The organism is Bifidobacterium canis, assembly GCF_009727065.1.
Lineage (GTDB): Bacteria > Actinomycetota > Actinomycetes > Actinomycetales > Bifidobacteriaceae > Bifidobacterium > Bifidobacterium canis.
Genome location: NZ_WNLP01000003.1, coordinates 70,306 through 88,993, shown reverse-complemented (window position 1 = coordinate 88,993; position 18,688 = coordinate 70,306). Strand labels below are relative to the sequence as shown.

17 protein-coding genes and 1 pseudogene are annotated in these 18,688 nt (G+C 58.9%); 12 read left to right on the top strand and 6 right to left on the bottom strand.

The features are described from left to right. Window positions 1–10 precede the first annotated feature (10 nt). The 4 genes from GSD1FS_RS04245 to GSD1FS_RS04230 form a co-directional block, all read right to left on the bottom strand. Window positions 11–1,279, bottom strand: a complete 1,269-nt coding sequence (locus GSD1FS_RS04245; RefSeq protein WP_155588536.1) for an aminoacyltransferase — start codon at window positions 1,277–1,279, stop codon at window positions 11–13. Window positions 1,280–1,366: 87 nt separating this feature from the next. Next, the gene (locus GSD1FS_RS04240; RefSeq protein WP_155588535.1) at window positions 1,367–2,077 is read right to left on the bottom strand and encodes a non-canonical purine NTP pyrophosphatase; all 711 of its coding nucleotides are present in this window, start codon (window positions 2,075–2,077) and stop codon (window positions 1,367–1,369) included. Between the two features lie 129 nt (window positions 2,078–2,206). Next, the gene (gene rph, locus GSD1FS_RS04235) at window positions 2,207–2,938 is read right to left on the bottom strand and encodes a ribonuclease PH (RefSeq protein ID WP_155588534.1); all 732 of its coding nucleotides are present in this window, start codon (window positions 2,936–2,938) and stop codon (window positions 2,207–2,209) included. Further along, complete coding sequence (locus GSD1FS_RS04230; RefSeq protein ID WP_246165815.1) at window positions 2,935–3,627, bottom strand: permease; 693 nt, start codon at window positions 3,625–3,627, stop codon at window positions 2,935–2,937. The genes rph and GSD1FS_RS04230 overlap by 4 nt, the downstream gene beginning before the upstream one ends. A gap of 132 nt (window positions 3,628–3,759) precedes the next feature. Here GSD1FS_RS04230 and GSD1FS_RS04225 point away from each other — a divergent pair, with 132 nt between their 5' ends. Further along, on the top strand, window positions 3,760–5,085 hold the full coding sequence (locus GSD1FS_RS04225; protein ID WP_155588533.1) for a nicotinate phosphoribosyltransferase: 1,326 nt from the start codon (window positions 3,760–3,762) through the stop codon (window positions 5,083–5,085). A 12-nt stretch (window positions 5,086–5,097) separates the two neighbouring features. Continuing rightward, a pseudogene (locus GSD1FS_RS04220) lies at window positions 5,098–6,103 on the top strand (aldo/keto reductase). A 144-nt stretch (window positions 6,104–6,247) separates the two neighbouring features. Here the strand turns inward: GSD1FS_RS04220 and GSD1FS_RS04215 are convergent. Continuing rightward, window positions 6,248–6,559, bottom strand: coding sequence for a DUF3039 domain-containing protein (locus GSD1FS_RS04215; protein WP_155588532.1), 312 nt, complete (start codon window positions 6,557–6,559; stop codon window positions 6,248–6,250). 204 nt (window positions 6,560–6,763) lie between these two features. Here GSD1FS_RS04215 and coaD point away from each other — a divergent pair, with 204 nt between their 5' ends. The 10 genes from coaD (at window position 6,764) to cysS (ending at window position 17,642) form a co-directional block, all read left to right on the top strand. Further along, entirely contained in the window at window positions 6,764–7,243 is a 480-nt protein-coding gene (coaD, locus tag GSD1FS_RS04210) for a pantetheine-phosphate adenylyltransferase (RefSeq protein WP_155588531.1), read from the top strand. Between the two features lie 142 nt (window positions 7,244–7,385). After that, window positions 7,386–7,988, top strand: coding sequence for an ATP synthase subunit B family protein (locus GSD1FS_RS04205; protein WP_343030202.1), 603 nt, complete (start codon window positions 7,386–7,388; stop codon window positions 7,986–7,988). Between the two features lie 82 nt (window positions 7,989–8,070). Beyond that, a complete protein-coding gene (locus GSD1FS_RS04200; RefSeq protein WP_155588529.1) occupies window positions 8,071–8,667 on the top strand; it encodes a YceD family protein in 597 nt (198 codons plus the stop codon). 130 nt (window positions 8,668–8,797) lie between these two features. Then, window positions 8,798–8,992, top strand: a complete 195-nt coding sequence (gene rpmF / locus GSD1FS_RS04195; RefSeq protein WP_155588528.1) for a 50S ribosomal protein L32 — start codon at window positions 8,798–8,800, stop codon at window positions 8,990–8,992. Between the two features lie 325 nt (window positions 8,993–9,317). Beyond that, window positions 9,318–10,058, top strand: a complete 741-nt coding sequence (gene rnc / locus GSD1FS_RS04190) for a ribonuclease III (protein ID WP_155588527.1) — start codon at window positions 9,318–9,320, stop codon at window positions 10,056–10,058. Between the two features lie 276 nt (window positions 10,059–10,334). Then, on the top strand, window positions 10,335–12,302 hold the full coding sequence (locus tag GSD1FS_RS04185) for an acetolactate synthase large subunit (RefSeq protein ID WP_343030194.1): 1,968 nt from the start codon (window positions 10,335–10,337) through the stop codon (window positions 12,300–12,302). A 17-nt stretch (window positions 12,303–12,319) separates the two neighbouring features. Next, window positions 12,320–12,874 carry an acetolactate synthase small subunit gene (gene ilvN / locus GSD1FS_RS04180; RefSeq protein WP_155588525.1) on the top strand — a complete coding sequence of 185 codons (555 nt, stop codon included), beginning with the start codon at window positions 12,320–12,322 and terminating at the stop codon, window positions 12,872–12,874. Window positions 12,875–13,030: 156 nt separating this feature from the next. Further along, entirely contained in the window at window positions 13,031–13,759 is a 729-nt protein-coding gene (locus tag GSD1FS_RS04175) for a type 1 glutamine amidotransferase (RefSeq protein ID WP_155588524.1), read from the top strand. 49 nt (window positions 13,760–13,808) lie between these two features. Then, complete coding sequence (locus GSD1FS_RS04170) at window positions 13,809–15,932, top strand: ABC-F family ATP-binding cassette domain-containing protein (protein WP_155588523.1); 2,124 nt, start codon at window positions 13,809–13,811, stop codon at window positions 15,930–15,932. Between the two features lie 129 nt (window positions 15,933–16,061). Beyond that, window positions 16,062–17,642, top strand: a complete 1,581-nt coding sequence (gene cysS / locus GSD1FS_RS04165; RefSeq protein WP_425481782.1) for a cysteine--tRNA ligase — start codon at window positions 16,062–16,064, stop codon at window positions 17,640–17,642. A gap of 147 nt (window positions 17,643–17,789) precedes the next feature. Here cysS and GSD1FS_RS04160 read toward each other — a convergent pair whose 3' ends face one another. Further along, window positions 17,790–18,650 carry a cation transporter gene (locus tag GSD1FS_RS04160; RefSeq protein WP_246165813.1) on the bottom strand — a complete coding sequence of 287 codons (861 nt, stop codon included), beginning with the start codon at window positions 18,648–18,650 and terminating at the stop codon, window positions 17,790–17,792. Window positions 18,651–18,688: the final 38 nt, after the last annotated feature.

Genomic DNA, 18,688 nt, shown 5'->3' with positions numbered 1-18,688 from the left:
CAATTATCGGTTATCGGCGCAGCAGCTTGTGTGCGAACTGTTCGAGCTTGTAGACGCCCGGTCTCAGAATCTTCATGAACTCACCCGGCATCTCGACCACGTAGCCATTGAATCCCTGCTTGAATTCGAGCACACCGCGTCCTTCGGAATGCGGATCGTCGAAAATGCCGTCGATACCATAGAAATCATATTGTTTAACGCCGCTTTCCACGCAATAGCGCAGCATCGCCTCGTGCTGAATGAGCGCAGACGCATAGAACGGCTTGTATTCTTCCACACTGCCTGAGAACAGATACACGACTTCGCGCTCGCTCAACACGAACATCGATGCGGCGGCAGGAATCAGATCGCCCTTCGCAACCAGTTCGTTCGCTTCCGCCAACCTTTTCTGCGCGGCGGCGAGATTGCTCGACTCCTCGTTCAAACGGCGGCGCAGCTTCGTCGTCTCGCGCTTCGTGATCTTCTCTTCGAGCCCGCTCACCAGTGCCTGCAGATCATCCGCCTTGCGTTGCATCGACTGCTGATATTCCGCAGTGTCGATTTCGGCGAGCATGAAGCGCACATTGCTACCGAAGCACTTCGCAAACCGGCGGAAATACTGTTCTCCGCGATATTCAAAATTCCTGCGTTCCGCAGTCTGCTGCTCGATTTTCGCAAACGTGTCGAGTTCGTCGAGGCCGATCTCGCGCACGCGCACACCCATCGAACGTGCACGTTTGATGCTCCACTGCGTGCGCTTCGAATATGATTCGAGCAACGATTTCTCGTCACCGAGTCCACGCATGTCTTTCATGAAACGCCAGCGCACCGTCGCCGTGTAGCCGCGCACGAAACCAGCGTGCTCGAATCCAGCGTCGGCCACATTGCGCATCATACGCGTATTCGGTGCGCCACCGTTATCGTCAGGCAGAGCGTTGCCGTGATCGTCGCGAATTCTGTATGGCTCCTCCGGCGAGATGTCGAGATGAACCGCGTGCTTCTTCTTCGCGAACTCGCTGAGCTTACCGAGGAACGCGCGCGTCAGCTCGGCGTCATCGTAGTCGCACAGTGGCCCATTGACCACGTTGCAGAACTTCGACAGCCCATCACCATGAGTGATGAGCACTGCACCGGCTTTGATCACGCCGTCTTCGCGCATCGCCACCAAATCAACTTGCGCGCCATACATACGACGCAATTTCGCCATCTGCACTGTCTGCTGAAAGTTCGACTGTGGCGAGTGCTCGCTGAATTCACGGAACTCTTGCTCGGTTACTTCTTCAAAAGCGAATTGCCGCATTATTTTCCTCGATATACGCGTCGTCGGTTATGCCGTTTGAGCGAATACTATGTTTTCTATTATTTGTATGTGATATTTGATTATTGATTATTCGTTTTCAACGAGATCGCGAATCGCCGGCACAAGCGCGCGCAACGCCTTGCCGCGGTGCGAAATCGCGTTCTTCTGCTCGGGCGTCATCTCCGCGGACGTCAGCAGCTCGCCGTTCTGCACGGCAGACAACGGCTGATCATCCGGCAGGAAGATCGGGTCGTAGCCGAAACCGTTGGTGCCGTGCGGGTGGCGCACGATCGTGCCTGGCATCTCGCCCACCACAACGGTTTCGCGCACATCTTCCATGCCGTCGCCGTCGTCGAAATCGTCTCCGGAACGATAATCCGCGGTGTCTTCCTCGCTGGTGATCGGCTCCACCAAGCAGGCGGCGCAGCGGAAGCGCGCAGTGCGGTCATCGTCTGGAATATCTTCGATTTGCGCGAGCAACAGATTGAGATTCGCCTCGTCATCGCCGTGCTTGCCTGCCCAACGAGCGGAAAGGATGCCCGGAGCGTTGCCCATCACGTCCACAATGAGTCCGGAATCGTCGGCGATCGCCGGCAATCCGGTGCGCTGTGCCACGAAACGAGCCTTGAGCAATGCGTTCTCTTGGAACGTGACGCCGGTCTCCACCGGGTCGGGCAGGTTCAGCGAACCGGCAGACACGAGTTCGATCTTGTTGGCGAGGTCGCCGAGTTCGTCAGCGAGAATCTCGCGTATTTCCACCAGTTTGCCTTCATTGTGCGTGGCGACGACGATTTTCATAACACTCCCAAATATGTGCGCGGGTCAACAATATGAATTATTCAGAGTCTAGTAGTCAACGTCTAATACTCAAGCACATTCAGGTAATCCCAAGTAAATCTCAAGTAAAAACGCCCTAACGAGCGGTGGTCAAGCCTCCAGCGCAGCCTTCTGAGCCGCCTGCAACTCGGCATTGCCTTTGGCAGCCAGGTCGAGCAGCACGTTGAGCTCGTCGCGCGAGAACGGGCGATGCTCTGCGGTGCCCTGAATCTCAATGAACTTGCCGGAGCCGGTCATCGCCACGTTCATGTCGGTCATCGCGCGCGAATCCTCAACGTATGGCAGGTCGAGCATCGGTTCGCCGTCGATCACACCGACCGACACAGCCGACACACTGTCGAGCAGCACGTCGCTCACGGCCTTGATCTTGCCGTTCTCCTTCGCCCAGCGCAGCGCGTCGACGAGCGCCACGTATGCGCCGGTGATCGACGCGGTGCGAGTGCCGCCGTCGGCCTGCAGCACGTCGCAATCGAGCTGAATCTGGTTCTCGCCGAGCGCCTCCATGTTGACCACACCACGCAGACAGCGGCCGATCAGTCGGCTGATCTCGTGCGTGCGGCCGCCGATCTTGCCGCGCACAGACTCGCGGTCGGTGCGCTGTGCGGTGGCGCGCGGAAGCATCGAATACTCCGCGGTCACCCAGCCCAACCCGCTGTCTTTGCGCCAGCGCGGAACTCCGGGCGTGAACGTCGCCGTACACATCACTCGCGTGTTGCCGCATTCGATGAGCACTGATCCTTCGGGAACGTCGGTGAAAGCGCGGGTGATGTGCACCGGGCGCAGTTCGTCATAAGCGCGGCCGTCCGCGCGTGCAATCGTCATGATCGTATCCTCTCGTCAACTACTCCGATAATAGGCGTGCGGTGAACATGTGTGCGTTCGCGACGCGCGTCACTCGCCCGCCGCCTTCGCGGGCAGCGCGCGGTCGAACAGGCAGAGCACCACGCCAACGGCCAAGTAGACGGCGAGGATTTCAAGCACAACACGCCACTGGTTGCCCAACTGAAGTGCGTCACGTTGAGAAAGTCGTATGGGTACGCGGTGGGCGTTGGTCCGGAGTGCGGGAAGAAGTAAGCGCGCGCGATCGCGAAAATAACGTAAACGGGCAGGTACGCGAGCCACAGCAGCGGGAAGATCGGTTTGAACGTGCGGTGCGGTTCGAACGCGAAGAAGTCGACGGCGAGCATCGCCACGATCACCAGCGCGAGAATCGGCGCCTTCAATTGGTAGAACAACTGTGTGGACACGGCGAATTCGGCGGCAGGCGTGATGAAGAAGTGCACGGCGGCGAGCGCGAACGCGTAGGTGAGCGTGAAGCCGCGCAACCAAGCGGGCGGCTGGACTCCGCGCAGAATGCTCGCACAGCCGCTCCACAGCATCACAACGCCGGTGATGAGGCCGATCTGATACATGAGGAACACCCACAGATTCGTGGTCTGCCACGCCGGATATGTGCCGATGAAGCAAAGCACCGCGATGGCGATTCGCCAGATTCCCGCAAAATAACGCATGTCACCAGTGTAACCATTGCACGTCCGCGAACTGACGCGCGGCAAACGTTTTCGCACTACTTCGACTAGGCTAAAAGTATTTCGCGCAGACGCAATGCGCAAGCATAGCTGCAAAGTAAAAGGAGAGAGCCGATGGTGGTGTTTGATCCGTCGCTGATGACCGACATGTATGAATACACAATGCTCGACGCGACGCTGAAAGACGGCACGGCGAACCGCCCGTGCGTGTTCGAGGTGTTCACGCGCCATCTGCCGGAGGGTCGCCGCTATGGTGTGGTCGCGGGCATCGGCCGGCTGCTCGACGCGCTTGAGGACTTCCATCTCGACGACTCCGATCTCAAGTTCCTCGCGGACCGTCACATTGTTGACAAAGAGACGGTTAAATGGCTGGAGAACTACCGTTTCAGCGGCTCTGTGCGCGGGTATCGCGAAGGCGAGGTGTATTTCCCGAATTCGCCGATTCTGCAGGTCGAGGGAACGTTCGGCGAGTGCACGCTGCTCGAGACGCTTATTCTGTCGATTCTCAATTATGATTCCGCCGTCGCCGCCGCCGCTTCGCGCATGGTGACCGCCGCGAAGAACCGCCCGTGCATGGACATGGGTGGACGTCGCACGAACGAGTGGGCCGCCGTTGCCGCCGCACGCGCGTCGATCGTCGGCGGATTCAAGGGCACCGCGAACCTGCTCGCTGCGAAGCTCTACGACCTGCCGGCGATCGGCACCGCCGCTCACTGCTTCACATTGGTGCATGACAGCGAGCGCGACGCGTTCGAATCTCAGATCGCGGCGCTCGGCACGAACACGACGCTGCTCGTCGACACCTACAACATCGAAGAGGCTGTGAAAACGGCTGTGGAGGTTGCGGGCCCTGAGCTCGGTGGAGTGCGCATCGACTCGGGTGATCTGGCGGCGCTTGCCCAGCGCGTGCGCAACCAGCTCGACGCGCTCGGTGCTACGAACACAAAGATCACGGTGACGAACGATCTCGACGAATATGCGATCGCGTCGCTGCAGACCGCTCCCGTCGATTCCTACGGCGTGGGCACGCAGCTGGTGACCGGCTCCGGCGCTCCCACCTGCGCGATGGTCTACAAGCTGACCGAACGCGCGAACAACGACGGCACGATGCAGCCGGTCGCGAAGAAGTCGAAAGACAAGGCGACCGCTCCCGGCGCGAAGCTCGCGTTCCGCTCCTACGAGTATTCGCTGGCGGATTGCGAGCACGTGATCTCCGGCAGCCCTAACGCTTTGCGCGCGTTCCAGCCCGGCGAAGGCTGGGAGAATCTGCTCACCGACTTCGTGGTGGATGGCGAGATCGACCCGCAATTCCGCGGGCACGATGGTCTGATGGCTGCGCAGGACTACCACGCCAAGGCTTTGGCAAAGCTGCCGATTACCGCGCAGTCGCTTATGCGTGGCGAGCCGGTCATCCCGACCCAGCTCGACGTGCTCGACTGAAGGAGATTTTAGATGCCTGATTTTATTTCGCATTACACGCCCGACCCGTCGCGCTACTTGTCGATGGCGTTCAAACACTGCGGCAACAGCGGCTTGCAACTGCCGCGCATCGCACTGGGACTGTGGCATAATTTCGGAGACCTGACGCCGTATGGGCAGATGAAAAAGTGGTGTTCACCGCGTTCGACAACGGCATCTTCCACTTCGATCTCGCCAATAACTACGGCCCCGAATATGGCGCCGCCGAACGCAACTTCGGCCATATTCTGCGCGAAGACCTGATGCCGTACCGCGACGAGCTGATCATCTCCACGAAGGCCGGCTTCGACATGTGGGACGGGCCGAATGGCGTGGGCGGAAGCCGCAAATACCTGCTCGCCAGCCTCGACCAGTCACTGCAACGGCTCGGACTCGACTACGTTGACATCTTCTACCACCACTGCCCCGACCCGAACACTCCGCTCGAGGAGACGGTGGGCGCGCTGGAGACCGCGGTGACGAGCGGGCGCGCGCTCTACGTGGGACTTTCGAACTACGACGGCCCGACGCTCGAACGCGCCGCCGCCATGCTCGCCGAGCGCCACGTGCCGTTCATCATCAATCAGAACCGCTACAACATCTTCGACCGCACCATCGAACGCAACGGTCTCAAAGAAGCGGGCAAGAAACTCGGCAAGGGACTCATCACATTCTCCCCGCTCGACCAGGGACTGCTGACGAACCGTTATCTCAACGGCATCCCCGCAGACAGCCGCATTGCGCACGATGCGCGCTTCCTCAACGCGTCTGCGCTGACCGACGACCGCATGAAGCAGATTCGCGCGCTCAACGAGCTCGCACAGTCGCGCGGGCAGTCGCTCGCGGAGATGTCGCTCGCGTGGCTGTTGCACGACGACGCAGTGACCACGGTTCTGGTCGGCGCATCGAAACCGCAGCAGATTCTCGACGATCTCGCCGCGCTCGATAATACTGATTTTCAGCAGATGAGCTCGCAAAAATCGACGAAATCTCTAAATAATAAGTAATACAGCAAATTAATAATACTGTATTACTGCACGCTGTTTTACGACCAATAACAGCGTATATACGAAGTGGGCTTGCTCAGCTACGATATGCAGCTGAGCAAGCCCACTTTGTATAAAATTATGAGAAATGCGAAGGTTTACTTGCCCGTCATCTCGTCGTAGATGCGCTTGCAATCTGGGCAGATCGGGTAATCCTTCGGATTGCGCTTCGGCACCCACACCTTGCCGCACAACGCCACCACAGGGCGGCCGGTCAACCGCGACTCAGCGATGCGGTCACGCGACACATAGTGTGCGAAACGGTCGGCATCGCCGTCGTCAACGCGACTTTCCTCGGTCTGAGTCTTCTCCAGCACGGCAGTGCCGGTGTCGCTGCTCGGTTCCGTCTGAGCCGCCGTGTTGTCGTCCAACGCATTCTTCACATCAATGAGATCCAAATTGAGATCCATGTAACCTCCTCACATCAGCACACACATGAACGCACACATATGTGCAACATACCAACGTCGTCGCTATTCCAGCTATTGCACGATTCTACGCCAACCCTCCCATTCATCGCACGATGTACACAATGTGCACCCATTGTGCAGAACCACCCCGTTACACCCAGTGCGAAACACGGTTTGCGCACGCCTGTAAGTAGGCTGGTGCGTATGACAATCGCTGTATGCCCAGGCTCGTTCGACCCAGTGACGAACGGCCATCTCGACGTTATCAAGCGCTGCTGCAAACTCTTCACGCAAGTGCACGTCGTCGTGGCGGTCAATGCAATGAAGCAACCGCTGTTCACTGAAACCGAACGCGTCGATATCATCAAACATTCGTTGGAAGACTCCGGCTACACGAACTATGTGGTCGCATGGACCGACGGACTCATCACCGACTACTGCCGCAAAGTGAACGCACCGGTCATCGTGAAAGGACTGCGCCAGAACGGTGATTACGAAGCTGAACTTGGCATGGCGCTGGTGAACCGTCATTTGGCAGACGTCGAGACGATGTTCCTGCCGGCGAATCCGGCACTTGAGCATATCTCGAGCTCGATAGTCAAAGACGTGGCGCGACACGGCGGCGACATCACCGGCATGGTGCCCGACTATGTTGTGCCACTATTGAAGAAGGCGCTGCAGTAAGCACGCGCGCAGAGCACGGTTCGCGCACGCAAGCAGAGGGAGAGGAGCGAAGATGGCTCAGCAGGACGATGACGATACCCGGAACACGCAGGTGGTGAGCGGCGGGGAAACCAGTTCCAACAACTCCAAGCCTGCGTTCAACATGGACGATCTGCCGGATCTGCGCGAAGGCGCGCCCGATCCAGATGAATTGCGCAAGGCGGAATTCACCACGGTCTACGACATCATCGATTCAATGGAATCGATGCTCACCGATGCGAAAGGTTCGATTTTCTCCCCGTCGAGCATCAAAATCGACCGCGATGATTTTCTCGACAAACTCGAAGATCTCAAAACGAAGCTTCCCGTGCAGCTCGAGCGCGCCTCCGCGCTGATGCGCGAGGCGGAGAGTCGCTTAGCGAACGCGCAATCGCAGGCGAACGTGATGATTTCGGCGGCGCAGTCGCGCGCGGCGAATATCGTGCGCGACGCGAACGACCGCGCGGAATACCTAGCTTCCGAAGAAAAGGTGACGCAGATCGCGCGCCAGAAAGCCAAGGCGATGATCGACAAGGCGCAGGCCGCGAGCGACCGCCTCACCCAAGGCGCTGACGAGTATTGCCTCAAAGTGATGAACGAGCTGCACTCGCAGCTCGGCAAGATGACCCGCGACGTGGAGGGCGGGCTCAACGTGCTCGAAGAACGCGAGGCGAAGGCTCGCGAGGAGCTGCCGCACGCCGAGGAGAGCGACTACCCGCAGGAATAACAGGAATAGCAAGCTCAGCGGCTCGGTTGAGAATAATCGGAAAATAAGTAATTATATAGAGTTTTTAGAGGACTGAATAGATATGGCACGTGTTGAATACACAGATTGGACGATTCCTGTGGCGCAGGTTGGTTCGCGCGCAGGGCAGACGTCGCGTATCGAGCGCGAATTCCCCGCGCCGAGTGGCATCGGCGACACGATCGTGGGTGTCAAGGAGGGCGCGCCGATCCACGTTGACGGTCAGTTCGATTCGATCGTCGACGGACTGATCTTCACCGGCACTCTCACCGCGCCCGTGCATGCCGTGTGCGCGCGGTGCGACAAGAATCTCGACGGCGATTGGAGCGAGCAGGTCACCGCGTTCTTCCCATATGAAGAGGAAGATTCCAAGAAAAACGAGAACGAAGACGTCGATATCATCGCCGGCGAAGAGGAATCCAGCGACGTGTATCCGCTCATCGACAACGGCGCGTTTGCGGATATCGAGCCGCTGCTGCGCGACACGTTCGCCGACGCGCTGCCTCTGAAGCCGCTGTGCAAGCCGGATTGCAAGGGACTGTGCCCGCAGTGCGGCGTCGATCTCAACGAGCATCCCGAGCATAAGCATGACGTTGTAGACAACCGTTTCGCCGGCTTGGAAGCACTCAAAGAGCAGCTCGAGCGCGAACAGAACGAGTAATGTGAGCTTCTGCGTAAACTCTGCGCGAGTTCACGCTCGCGCCGCGCAGTATTCAGTATTTGTACTGGCCGCGCGTTAAGATTCTGAACGCTTAAGCTCATATTGTTCGAACGAAACAGAGGATACAACAATGGCACTGCCAAAGTACAAGATGTCGCGCGCCAATACGCGCACGCGTCGTTCCACCTGGAAGGCGAAGCCGCTCCAGACGATCACTTGCCCGAACTGCGGCGCTCAGACGCTCGCACACGTGGCTTGCCCGAGCTGCGGTTCCTACCGTGGCCGCGTCTATCGTGAAGCGATCCGTTCCGCCCACACCAAGTGAGTCGAACTTCTTTAGATCCCTGCCATCGACGGGTGGCAGGGATTTTTATTGCCATTTCTGCCAGCTGATTTGCCGTTTTTACCAGTAGTTTCGCCGTTTACACACACAAAACAGCCCAAAAGTATGTAAAAACAGCAAATCCAAATGTCAAAGCAGCAAATGCCGGCTAGTTTCGCCGTTCTGTAGTTTAGATTTGCCGTTTTTGCATATGGCATTTTGCTGACAACACTACTGTGCGTAGATTGCACCGGCTACACTGGCGGGAAGAGTACGTGGACATTATGAATACAAACTACGAATACACTACGGATTATTTGAGGTTGGCATGAGCACACAGGAACTGGCACCACAGGAACTCTTTGACGCATTGGGCGTCACGCTCGACGGCGATCTGCTCGTCGAGGCACTCACTCACCGCTCGTTCTCGCACGAGCACGAGGGCGCGAAGAACTACGAGCGTCTCGAATTTCTGGGCGACGCAGTGCTCGAGTTCGTCGTCACCGAGACGCTGTTCAAGCATTACCCCGACAAAACCGAGGGTCAGCTCGCGAAAATCCGCGCGAAGGCGGTGTCGGAGGAAGAGCTGAGTGTTATTGCGCGCGACCAACTGCACGTCGGCCCATATATTCTGCTGGGCAAGGGCGAGGCGGATCAGGGCGGCGCGCAGAAAAGCTCGATTCTGTGCGATATTTTCGAGTCGCTGGTCGGCGCGACGTTCGTGCAGTACGGCATTGACACTGCGCGCGAAGTGATTCACCGTTTGATCGACAGCACACTCGCGGAAGTCGCCACTGAGGGACCGGCGCTGGATTGGAAGACGTCGCTCACGGTGAAGGCGCACGAGATGAAGCTGCCGGATCCGGTGTATCGCATGGCTGTGAGCGGGCCGGAGTATGCGCTCGAGTTCACCGCGTATGCGATGCTCGGCAAGTCGAAGGAAGTGCTGGGCGTCGGCGTCGGATCGAGCAAGCGCAAGGCACAGCTCGCGGCAGCTGAGCAGGCGTGGCATGTGCTCGACGAGCGTGAGAAAGCTGAGCAGCAGGAGCAGACTGCGAGCAAGTCCTGATTTCTTTTACTGGCTGATTGACCGACCTATATATGCGGATCGTTGGATGCTTTTCCGTGCGATCTGTGTATATGGGTCATTTTTAGTGTTGCCCATAAATGCATTCAGCATGCGGTCACAGAAGTCATCGCCGTGGCAAATCCAGTAGTATGACTCGCAAGACCGGCACGCGACGGCGAATGGGCCTTCGTGCGACGTCTCACATTCGCGCACTGCGGACGGCACAACCGGAAAGCGATGCGTGGCACAACACAACACAGCACGAAAGAGGACACAGTGTCACCAACACCCTTGCAGGCGTTCAGCGGCGTAGCCAAGCCGGGCGCCAGCCAGCATATGCACAAGCGCACCATAGTCGACGGCGAGAAAATGACCGGCGCACAAGCGCTGGTACGCTCGCTGGAAGATCTGGGTGTCAAAGACGTATTCGGCATTCCGGGCGGCGCCATTCTGCCGGTCTACGATGCCATTGACAGCAACACGAAGTTCCGTTTCGTGCTCGCCCGCCACGAACAGGCGGCAGGCCATGCGGCAGAAGGCTATGCCGTCGCAACCGGTGAAGTGGGCGTGTGCATCGTCACATCCGGCCCAGGCGCCACGAATGTGATCACCGCCATCGCCGACGCGAACATGGATTCGGTTCCGATGATCGTCATCACCGGTCAGGTGGGCGTTGACTCCATCGGCACCGATGCCTTCCAGGAAGCCGACATCGTGGGAGCGACCTACCCCGTCGCCAAGCACTCATACCTCGTGACGAACGCGCAAGACATTCCGCGCGTGCTCACCGAAGCGCACTACATAGCCCGTTCCGGCCGCCCTGGGCCTGTTGTGGTCGACCTGACGAAAACCGCTCAGAACGGCGAAATGTTCTACACTTGGCCGCAGCGCATGATTCTGCCCGGCTACAATCCGACCACCGAAGCGCACGGTCGTGTACTTGACGACGCCGCCAAGCTGTTCCAGCACGCATTCCGCCCGGTGCTGTATGTGGGCGGAGGCGCTGTGCGCTCCGACGCCGGCGAAGAGATCAAGGCGCTCTCCGACCTCACCGGCGCACCGATCGTCACCACGCTGCCGGCTCGCGGCATCGTGCCCGACGACGACCCGGCAGTGCTCGGCATGCTCGGCATGCACGGCACGATCGCCGCGACCGGAGCCGTGCAACGCTCCGACCTGCTCGTGGCCATCGGTGCCCGCTTCGACGACCGTGTGACCGGCAAGCTGGAGGCCTTCGCTCCCGGTGCACGCGTGATTCACATCGACATCGATCCCGCGGAAATCGGCAAGAACCGTGAACCGGATGTGCCGATCGTCGGCGACGTGAAGACGGTGATTCAGGCACTGCTCCCCCGCATCGAACGCGCACACGCGATGCACGGCAAGCCGAACCTCACCACATGGTGGAACCTCATCAACAAATGGCGTGAAAAGTACCCGCTCACCTATCAGGAGTCGCCTGATGGAACGCTCGCCCCGCAGTGGGTCGTCGAGCAACTCTCCGCGCAAGCGAGCCCAGACACGATCTGGGTGTCAGGCGTGGGTCAGCATCAGATGTGGGCTACGCAGTTCATCACCTTCCATAAGCCTCACCAGTGGATCTCCTCCGGTGGCCTCGGCACGATGGGCTTTGGTCTGCCTGCCGCCATCGGCGCCGAAGTCGGCTCCCAGCGGTACTTCGATGGCAAGAAGCCGGTGTGGCTCATCGACGGTGACGGCTCGTTCCAGATGACCTCCGAAGAGCTCGCCGCGGCCTTCCTCGAAGGCACTCCCGTCAAGATCGCGTTGCTCAACAATTCGGTGTATGGCATGGTCCGCCAATGGCAGACGCTGTTCTACAACAAGCACTATTCGGCGACGATCCTCCACGAAGAGGAGCAGACCGGCTTGGAAGGCGTGCCGGACTTCGTGAAACTCGCCGAGGCCTACGGCTGCGTTGGTCTGCGTGCCCGCACGAAGGAAGAGGCAGTCGAGGCGATCAAGCAGGCCAATGCGATCAACGACCGCCCCGTGCTCATCGACTTCCGTGTGTGGAAAGACGCGATGGTATGGCCGATGGTCGCCGCCGGCGATTCGAACGACAACGTCACCTATCTGCCGGGCATCAAGCCGTTGCACGAAGCAGACGGCGTTGACACCGTGCCGGCAGGCACCTCGTTCAACACCGATCCCGCTGGCGATGACGTCGATTCAGACCCTGAAGCCGACGAAGAAGCCGCAATCATCACCGAGGAACAGAACTGAGGAGGGGAGCAGCAATCATGGCATCATATCCAGCATCCAAGCCGGGTTCCCAGCGTCACACGCTGTCGGTGCTCGTAGAAAACCGCCCAGGCGTGCTCGCCCGCATCTCCGGACTGTTCGCCCGCCGCGCGTTCAATATCAACTCACTGTCGGTGTCTCCAACCGAGCGCCCCGACATCTCACGTCTCACCGTGACCGCCGACGTGGAGGAAGTGCCGCTCGAGCAGATCATCAAGCAGCTCAACAAACTGCTGCATGTGCTCAAGATCGTCGATCTCGACGACTCCACCACGGTCGAGCGCGAACTCGTGCTCATCAAAGTGGCGGCGGACGAGTCGAATCGTTCCGATGTGCTTGAGATCGTACGTCTCTTCCGCGTGAGCGTCGTCGACGTGAACCCGGAGTCGCTCACGATCGAAGCGACCGGCGCGGGCGGCAAAATCGACGCACTGCTCGGACTGCTCGAACACTACGGCATCATTGAACTCGTGCGTTCCGGCGCGGTCGCGATGACCCGCGGACCGCGCGCGCTGAGCGAGAAAGTGGTCGGTTCCGAAATAACCGGCCGCTGACGCGAGCGAATAATACGTGAACGAATAATAATAGTTAATCTCACTAGTGCCTCTTTCAGCTCGGGCTACTGCCCAGTACCTCGAGCTGAAAGAGGCATTTTCACTACAGCTGAACCAGAAAACCGCCAATGTTAAGGGCAATGAGAGAATGAAGGCATGACGAAACCGGAAGTTCTTATTCTTCAGCATGCCGATTGGGAGAAACCTGGGCTCATTCTCTCCGATCTTGATGAGATCGATCTGCCCACTCAAACGTTGAACATCGCCAAGCACAAGAAACCCGATCTTCCTGATTTCGATGAGATCGCCGGCCTTGTGGTGATGGGCGGGCCGATGTCGGTCAACGACACCGACGACTACCCCGGGCTCAAAGCGGAAATGAAGCTGATTCGCGCGGCGATCAGCACCAATAAACCAGTGCTCGGAGTGTGTCTCGGCCACCAGCTGATCGGCGCGGCGCTCGGCGCGAAAATCAAGAAGGCGAGCGCACCGGAAATCGGCATCTACCCGATCAAGCGCGTCGCAAAACACGACTATTTCTCCATGTGGAACAAGGAACTCAATGTGTTCCAATATCACAGCGAGTGCATCAGCCTGCCCGCCGACGCCACGCTGCTCGCGCGTTCCACGAACACGAAGGTGCAGGCGTTCCGTTTCGGCTCGGCGCTTGGCTTGCAGTTCCATTTGGAACTCACTCCGCAGCTGCTTGAGGAATGGCTCGACGAGCCGTCAGTGGTCAAAGATCTCAAGGCGAACGGCTGCTCGAAATCGCAGATTCGCGAGGATTTCGCCGCGAATTATTCGCAGACGCAGGCGCTCGGCGAGCAGGCATTCTCCGGGTTTGCCGCACGCTGCAGCACATATCTGCATTCTATGAACAACTAGCACAGCTAGTAATAGAAATTAATTTATATTTTTAAGAAATAATATTATTATGCCAACTTTTGATTTGGGACTCGAGCACGTCTCGCTCGCCTTCGCTACGAAGAATATTTTCACAGACGTGACGCAAGGCGTGTTCGAAGGCGACCGCATCGGCATCGTCGGCCGCAACGGTGACGGCAAATCTACGCTGCTGCACCTGCTCAAAGGTACGCAACAGCCGGATTCCGGCCGAGTGACCACACGCAACGGCCTGACCTTCGGTATGCTCGACCAGCGCGATCAGCTCGATGACAACGCCACGATTCGCGAGGCCGCGCTCGAGGGACGCGAAGATTACGAGTGGGCGGCGCAAACGCAGTCGCGCGAAATAGTCGAGGCACTGCTCGGCGGGCTCAATCTGAACGCGAAGATCGGTTCGCTCTCCGGCGGTCAGCGCCGCCGCGCAGATCTCGCGCGCCTACTGCTCAAGGACTGGGATGTGCTCGCGCTCGACGAGCCGACCAATCATTTGGATGTGGTGACGATCCACTGGCTCGCGGAGCATCTCAAGAACCGTTGGGCAAAAGGCACCGGAGCGTTGCTGATCGTGACGCACGACCGCTGGTTCCTCGACGAAGTGTGCGAGTCGATGTGGGAAGTGCACGACGGCGAAATCGAGCCGTTCGAAGGTGGCTACAGCGCATACATGCTGCAGCGCGTAGAGCGTGACCGTCAGGCTGACGTGCGCGAGACGAAGCGCCGCAATCTTGCGCGCAAGGAGCTCGCGTGGTTGTCGCGCGGCGCACGCGCGCGCTCCACGAAGCAGAAGTTCCATGTAAAGGCGGCGCGCGAGCTGATCGCTGACGTTCCGCCGATGCGCAACACCGTGGAACTCAAGCAGATGGCCACGTCTCGCTTGGGCAAGCAGGTGGTCGATCTGATTGATGTGACGCAGATCTTCGACCGCGAGCAAGGTTCCGTCGCGTCAATCGATCCGGATATCGCCGCACAGGAGGCGCAGGGAGCGTCGGGCAGCTCGTCGCAAGTCGATATCGTGACGCCGATGTATCAGGAACCGCAGGCGTTCGGCTCGGTGACGATGAACATCGACGACGCCGACGACCCGCGCTTGGTCTCCGCGTTCGGTTCGCGCGCCGCGGTGGTTGCGCAGGAGCACGGTTTGCAGTCGCGCGAAACCAGCGCCGATGACCGCGCCACCGAAGAGATCACTGTGAGCGGGCGCGAGATTCTCGACGACGAAACCTGGTTGATCGGTCCAGGTGACCGCTTCGGCATCGTCGGCGCGAACGGCGCGGGCAAATCGACGCTGCTCAAAATCATCGACGGTTCGCTCACTCCTACGCAAGGCCGTGTGAACATCGGCAAGACGGTGAAATTCGCCGTACTCTCGCAGCGCCTCGACGAGCTCGAAAAACTCGGCAAATACAAGATCAAAGAAGTGCTGAGCCGCTACAAGCCGAGCTACATCGTCGACGGCAAGGAAACGACTCCCGGGCAGCTGATGGAACGGCTGGGATTCGAGTCCGCGCAGTTGATGACACCGATCCGCGACCTCTCCGGCGGGCAGAAACGCCGCATGCAGCTGCTGCTGATTCTGCTTGACGAGCCGAACGTGCTTATTCTCGACGAACCGGGCAACGATCTCGACACCGACATGCTCGCCGTGATGGAGGATCTGCTCGACACTTGGCCGGGCACGCTGATCGTCGTGAGCCACGACCGCTACTTGCTCGAGCGCGTCACCGACCAGCAGTTCGCGCTGATCGGCGGCAAGGTGCGCCACCTGCCCGGCGGCGTGCAGGATTACCTCGATATGGTCGAGCGCATTCGCAAAGATGGTTCCGCCGCGCTCGGCAACGCTGATAATACCGGCAATTCTGCCGACAGTTCCGCAGAATCTGCGGCTTCTGCGAGCAGCGAGCAGAGCGCGGACGAGACACCGAAGCTCTCCGGCAAAGCGTACGCTGATGCGTCGCGCCGCGTCTCCGCGATCGAACGCAAACTCGACAAGTTGGAGCAGCAGAAAACCGAGCTCGAAGAGCAGATGAACTCGCACGATCCCACCGATTACGAGGGGTTGGGCAAGCTCAGCGCACAGATCAGCGAGCTGGAAACGCAGTCGGGCGAACTGGAAACCGAGTGGTTCGACCTCTCCGAGCAGCTCGGCAAATAATATATTTCAGATAATGCATTATCTGTGTTGTGAACGGCGCGAGATGTCGGCGAAACGCAATACGCTCGTCTTATGAGCACCACTCACAACACAGATAATTCCAAGGTTTCCCAGTTCGAAGAGACGAAGATGGCGGGCAATAACGGCATTGCCAATGTTGCCGTCGATTTGAAGCTGTATGACACGGCGACGCACGAGATCTCGCGTTTCGAGCCATTGCAGCCGGGCAAAGTGGGCATGTATGTGTGTGGTGCCACAGTGCAGAGCTCGCCGCATATCGGGCATATTCGCGCGGGCGTCGCGTTCGACATCATCCGCCGCTGGTTCGAACGACTGGGCTACAAGGTCACGTTCATTCGCAACGTCACCGATATCGACGACAAGATTCTTGACAAAGCGGCGGCGGCCGGGCAGAAGTGGTGGGCGCGCGCGTACCACTACGAGCGCGAATTCACCGACGCATACAACAAGCTCGGCGTGCTGCCGCCGACATACGAGCCGCGCGCAACCGGGCACATTCTCGACATGATTCATCTGATCGAGCGCATCATCGACAACGGGCACGCCTACGTGATTCGCGACGAGAATGGCGAGCTGACCGGCGACGTGTATTTCGACGTGGCGTCGTGGCCGCATTACGGCGAGCTCACCCACCAGAAGCAGACCGCTGAAGTAGACGAGGCTGCTGAAGTGGCGGATCGCATGGGTCCTTCGGTGGATGCGACCGGCGATGATAAATACAATCCGGTCGATCCGGCGGACATGTCGGAGAACAAGCGCGATCCACGCGACTTCGCCCTATGGAAGCGCCCGAAGCCGACCGATCCGATCGACGCACGCTGGAAGACGCCGTTCGGGGTGGGACGCCCCGGCTGGCACATCGAATGCTCGGCGATGAGCTACCGCTACTTGGATGGCATGTTCGACATCCATGGCGGCGGACTCGACCTGCGCTTCCCCCACCACGAGAACGAGATGGCGCAGACGCGCGCTGCCGGCTACAAGTCCGCAAACCGTTGGATGCACTCGGCTTGGGTGACCGCCAAAGGCGAGAAGATGAGCAAGTCGCTCGGCAACGGACTTTCGGTTCCGGCCGTGCTTGCCGAACACTCCGCGTGGGTTGTGCGCTATGCGCTCGGCTCGGTGCAATACCGTTCGATGCTCGAATGGAGCGACCAGACGCTGAACGAGGCTCAGGCCGCATACGACCGCATCATGAACTTCATCGAGCACGCCGCAGACGCACTGGGCGAGCAGCCTTCGCGTGACGAAATCACTGCGGTTTCGGCCGACGATCTACCAGCTGACTTCACAGCTGCGATGAACGACGACGTGAATGTGTCGCGTGCCACCGCCGCCATCTTCACGCAGATTCGCGAAGGCAACACCCTGCTCGCCAAACTGGGCGGCAGCTCCGACACCGATACACTGCGAGACCTGCGTTCCGCACTCGTCAATGTGCGCGCAATGCTTGACACGCTCGGCCTCGACCCGCTTGCCGACCCGTGGATCGGCAGTGGCGACGAAACCGGCGGCTCTAACGCAGCTGCCGACACGCTCGCCAAACTCATCGACGCACAACTGCAAGCGCGCGCCGACGCCCGCAAAGCCAAGGACTTCGCAAAGGCCGACGAGATTCGAGACTCCCTCACCGCTCTCGGCGTCACAATCGAAGACGGCCCTTCCGGCTCCACCTGGTCACTGAACTAAACCAAACTGAACTCTAAACTAATGTGGCTCATCATCTCATAGATGATGAGCCACATTTTATATATGAGCCACTAGCTCAATGCCAAACTCGTGCCCAAAGCTATCACTCGAACACGAAGTCGACGTTCACGATATGCAGCTTCGGCTTCAGCGCGTACTCAATTGCATTGCGCGCAGCGACCAGCCGCTCAATCGACACCGCACCTTCGGAACTGCCGATAAAATATCGACGTCGTAGTTCATGCCCGTTTTGAACACATGGATTTTCTCCATCTCGATGTTCTCGGGCAAGTGCTCGGCAACGGAGCGCTCCACCAGCGCGGAGGTCTCCTCGTCGTCGTGCGTGCCACCGATCAGCTCCACGAACGCGTCGCGAAGCACAATGAATGGTTCTTTGACAGTGAGCACAACGATGATCGTGGTGATGAAGAAATCACCGGTGTAGTGCAGGAAATCGAACGGCGTGCCGGTCGGCAGGAAGAACAGCAGTACCGCAACGATGCCGATGCCTAACGAGATCATGCCGTCGATCCACGTGCCGTTCGACTCTGCTTTGAGCATCATGCTCGCGTTGCCGATCGAGCGGTTGCGCATGCGGTAGTACGCCACCAAGCCGAGGCACACGGCCACGGACGCGATCTGATAGATGATCACCGGCCCGAACGAGAGCCGCTCGCCTTCGCCGTGCACGAAATAGGTGATCGCCACCTGCAGCACGTCGAGGAACGAGAACAACAGCAGACAGATCGTGAAAATCGATTTGCAGATTGCGTAGATCGGTTCCAGCGCGAACATGCCGTTGGGGAAACGCTCGGAAACGCGCACTGTTTTCTTCGACAGATACGCGGCGACGGCACCGGAGAGCACGGAGATCACGGTGAACGAGGCGTCAAGGAACATCGCCTTCAAACCGGTGAGGAAGAACACGAAGAAGCCGGCGACCACCATTACTATATTGACGACGATACCCACCATCAATGCCTGCTGCTCAATTTTCTTCTGTTTCATTTCGCCTCCTTACCGCTTGCTGACGCATACCGATATTT